6 protein-coding genes are annotated in these 3,308 nt (G+C 63.8%); 3 read left to right on the top strand and 3 right to left on the bottom strand.

Annotated features, from left to right (window positions below):
• Positions 1 to 726, top strand: a 726-nt coding sequence (locus tag ACRDUX_RS23770) for an SDR family oxidoreductase (protein ID WP_526417120.1), incomplete at its 5' end; no start/stop codon positions are given.
• 289 nt (positions 727 to 1,015) lie between these two features.
• Positions 1,016 to 1,345 carry a nuclear transport factor 2 family protein gene (locus tag ACRDUX_RS23765; protein WP_526417122.1) on the top strand — a complete coding sequence of 110 codons (330 nt, stop codon included), beginning with the start codon at positions 1,016 to 1,018 and terminating at the stop codon, positions 1,343 to 1,345.
• A gap of 188 nt (positions 1,346 to 1,533) precedes the next feature.
• Here ACRDUX_RS23765 and ACRDUX_RS23760 read toward each other — a convergent pair whose 3' ends face one another.
• Positions 1,534 to 2,121 carry a TetR/AcrR family transcriptional regulator gene (locus ACRDUX_RS23760; RefSeq protein WP_526417119.1) on the bottom strand — a complete coding sequence of 196 codons (588 nt, stop codon included), beginning with the start codon at positions 2,119 to 2,121 and terminating at the stop codon, positions 1,534 to 1,536.
• Between the two features lie 69 nt (positions 2,122 to 2,190).
• On the opposite strand from ACRDUX_RS23760, the gene ACRDUX_RS23755 reads away from it, so the two are divergent.
• Positions 2,191 to 2,589: a VOC family protein gene (locus ACRDUX_RS23755; protein WP_526417117.1), complete on the top strand. Its 399-nt coding sequence runs from the start codon at positions 2,191 to 2,193 to the stop codon at positions 2,587 to 2,589.
• A gap of 70 nt (positions 2,590 to 2,659) precedes the next feature.
• Here the strand turns inward: ACRDUX_RS23755 and ACRDUX_RS23750 are convergent, their stop codons facing one another.
• Both ACRDUX_RS23750 and ACRDUX_RS23745 read right to left on the bottom strand, forming a co-directional pair.
• Positions 2,660 to 2,920, bottom strand: a complete 261-nt coding sequence (locus ACRDUX_RS23750; RefSeq protein ID WP_526417116.1) for a hypothetical protein — start codon at positions 2,918 to 2,920, stop codon at positions 2,660 to 2,662.
• A gap of 95 nt (positions 2,921 to 3,015) precedes the next feature.
• Positions 3,016 to 3,308: alpha/beta hydrolase (locus ACRDUX_RS23745; RefSeq protein ID WP_526417114.1), on the bottom strand; the 293-nt coding region annotated here is incomplete at its 5' end.

Raw genomic sequence — 3,308 nt, 5'->3', positions numbered from 1 at the left:
GCGAAGAATCTGGGCGGATTGATCTCACGTGACCTCGCGGCACAGGGAGCGCGAGGTGTCGCTGTGCACTACAACAGCGAATCCACCCGGGCAGCCGCCGAAGAAACTGCGTTGGCCATCGAGGAATCCGGGGCGGCCGCGCATCTACTGCAGGCGGATCTCACCGGCGCAGCGGCGGTGACGAAATTGTTCGCCGACGCCAAGAGCGCGATGGGGTCGATCGACATTGCGATCAACACCACCGGCATGGTCATCAAGAAGCCACTCTCGGAGATCACCGAAGACGATTACGACAAGATCTTTGCGATCAACGCCAAGACTGCGCTGTTCTTCATCCAGCAAGCCGGAGAGCACCTTTCGGACCGAGGGAAGCTTCTGACCGTGGTGACCTCGCTGCTATCCGCCTTCACCGGCCAGTATTCGATCTACGCCGGCTCCAAGGCTCCCGTCGAGCACTTCACCCGTGCGGCGTCCAAAGAGTTCGGGGGACGCGGGATCTCAGTCAACGCGGTAGCACCAGGCCCAATGGAGACGCCCTTCTTCTACGGCCAAGAGACCAAGGATTCAGCTGAGTACAACCAGAATGCCGCCGACCTCTCGAAGTTCACCGACACCGGGCTGACCGACCCGCGAGACATCGTGCCACTGGTGCGGTTCCTGGTCAGCGACGGATGGTGGATCACCGGACAGACCATCCTCGCCAACGGCGGCTACACCACCCGCTAGCGATGACGAATCCCCCGACGAGCGTAGGCGGCGAATGATCAACCGCGACAAGGGAGCGCGAGACCTCCGATGCATCCTGCTATCCGAACTCGCCGCCGCTACGCGCCCTCTGACGACCGCAGAGTTGCGCCGCCGCATCAACGGACGCCGCGAAACGGAGGTAGTTCTCGAGACGATCTACCGCAATCTGTGCGTTCTTCGTGACCGTGACCAAATCCAGCGTGCCGGACGAACCGGCCGCCACACCCTGTGGGCGCCAACCAACGACACCCAACGACGAAGGACGATGATGCCCCCTGTATTGACCCCGGAGGTACGCACACTGATCGACGCCGCCAATCTCGGTGACACCGACGCTTTCTTGGCGGCCTTCGCCCCACACCGGGGAGTCGTCGACGATTGGGGACGCAGATTCCACGGATCCGAGGAGATCCGACACTGGAGTGATGGCGAGTTCATCGGAAAACGCGTGACGTTGAATCTGATTCACTTTTACTTCACCGATGACGCCGAGGTCGTCGTGATCGCCCAGGTCGGCGGCGACGGTTTCAACGGACCCAGCACGTTCACATTCCGTGTCGCCGACCACAAAGTCACCGAGATGCGGATTACCGCCTGAGGAGAATCGCACCACCGGTGGCGTGTTCAAGCTGCCGGCAGACCCCCATCGCCGGGTTCTCCGAATCCGGTCAACAGGAAATCCAGTGCCACCGTGAACGAACCGCCGTCGACATGACATTCATCGACGGGGTATGCGTACATCACACAGACCGGTGAACCATCGCCCAACCCGCGTGCCGCCGAACCTCACCGACGTCCCGCGGCTCCGAGTACGCCCTTCACGATCGTCACGACGAATCCGTCGTCGATGGGTTCCCGCGAGAACCAGCGACGGTAGTAGAGGGGTCCCACCAACCCCGAGACCATGGTCGACACGTCGGTACTCTCCGAGAGTTCACCTCGCCCGACGGCCCGCTCGAGGACCGTCCTGATGGGAGCTGCATGGCCCCGCTGAATCGTCCCGTGGACGGCAGCGAACTCCGGATCCCGCTCGGCGACGTCGACGATCGACGGCACCACCGACGACCAGCGGGCGGTGCTCAGCAGATGACCGAGGTTCACCAGGATGGCCACCAGGTCACCCTCGAGGGAGCCCGAATCGGGGACGTCCTGCTCGGCGCTGATCCGCGACGCCGCGTCGAGGACCAGTGCCTCACGAGATGCCCAGTGGCGGTAGATCGTGGTCTTCGCGACCCCCGATCGACGGGCGACTTCATCGACGCTGAACCCCCCGATCCCTCTCTGTCCGAGAATCTCGAACGCGCTGGTCAAGATGCGATCCCGGGACTTCCTGATCCGACCGTCCACCTCGCTGGCGTCACGCTCGTGCGGCATCGTGCCATTCTGTCATAGCGCTACGCTACGGTAGCGTAGCGTTTCACGTCGACCAAGGGAGAAGACGCCATGAATCTCGTTTCCATTCGCATGATCACCGATGACGTCGACGGCATGGCCGGCTTCTATGAACGAATCACCGGCATCGCAGCCACGCGCTACACGCCGCTGTTCGCCGAGTTGAACATGCCGTCGTTCACGCTGGCGATCGGCCACACCGACACCGTCGCGGCCTTCGGCGAGGGCGCCGCCAGGGCCGCCGACAACCACACCGTCATCATCGAGTTCAAGGTCGACGACGTCGACGGCGAATACGAGCGACTCAGGCCCATGGTCGCGGAGTGGGTGCAAACGCCGACCACGATGCCATGGGGCAACCGCTCCATCCTGTTCCGCGACCCAGACGGCAACCTCGTCAACTACTTCACGCCGGTCACCTTGGACGCGATCGAGAAGTTCAGCCGCTGAATTGGCGACCCCTCGTCGCCAATTCAGCTCTCCCCGAACAGTTGTCGCCCTTGGCAGCCGCCGCCGGGTGTCAGGTCCGCTTGGCGTTGGCGAGGAAGCCGATCGCCCCGATGACCGCGACGACACCGATGACGCCCCACAGGACGAACGGGAAGACCAGCGACACCGCGGAGAAGCCGACGCTGGAGAACGCCGTAGCCGCGTAGAGCAGCCAGAGCAGGCGATAGGCGCACCACAGCGCGACGACGCCGCAGGCGATGCCGATGCCTCGACTCTTGGTGCGGTCGACGCGCTTGATCTGTTCCTCGATGCGGGTGGGCACGATGTTCATTGCTGCATTCCCTTCGCGATGCGCTGCCTGGTTGGCCTCGTCATGGCGTTGAGTACAGAGCGCAGACGCGTCTACCGATCCCAACAATCGGAACGTCACGCGGCGTGCGGGGCCAAGGCTCGCTTCAACATGGCGCACTGGCTGGCGAAGAACGATTGCGAGACCTTCGCCTTGGGCGCCAGGCCATCGAAGCCGTGGAACGCTCCAGGGATCTCCTCGATGTGACACGGCACGCCCGCCTCGCGCAGCCGCTCGGCGTAAGCGAGGTCCTCGTCGTGAAAGAGGTCCAGCGTGCCGACCCCGATCCACGCTGGCGGGAGCCCGCTCAGGTCCGTCCGGCGCGCGGGGACCGCGACCTGCGGGTCCGCGTTACCCAGGTATGCAGCCC

The organism is Mycobacterium sp., assembly GCF_050701675.1.
GTDB lineage: Bacteria > Actinomycetota > Actinomycetes > Mycobacteriales > Mycobacteriaceae > Mycobacterium.
The sequence above is the reverse complement of the archived record's forward strand: the minus strand, read 5'-3'. Positions and strand labels throughout refer to the sequence as shown.

Excerpts from the sequence above, each read along its gene's own strand:
- ACRDUX_RS23765 (WP_526417122.1), top strand. The coding sequence starts at position 1,016 with ATGCCCCCTGTATTGACCCCGGAGGTACGCACACTGATCGACGCCGCC.
- ACRDUX_RS23760 (WP_526417119.1), bottom strand. The coding sequence starts at position 2,121 with ATGCCGCACGAGCGTGACGCCAGCGAGGTGGACGGTCGGATCAGGAAG.
- ACRDUX_RS23755 (WP_526417117.1), top strand. The coding sequence starts at position 2,191 with ATGAATCTCGTTTCCATTCGCATGATCACCGATGACGTCGACGGCATG.
- ACRDUX_RS23750 (WP_526417116.1), bottom strand. The coding sequence starts at position 2,920 with ATGAACATCGTGCCCACCCGCATCGAGGAACAGATCAAGCGCGTCGAC.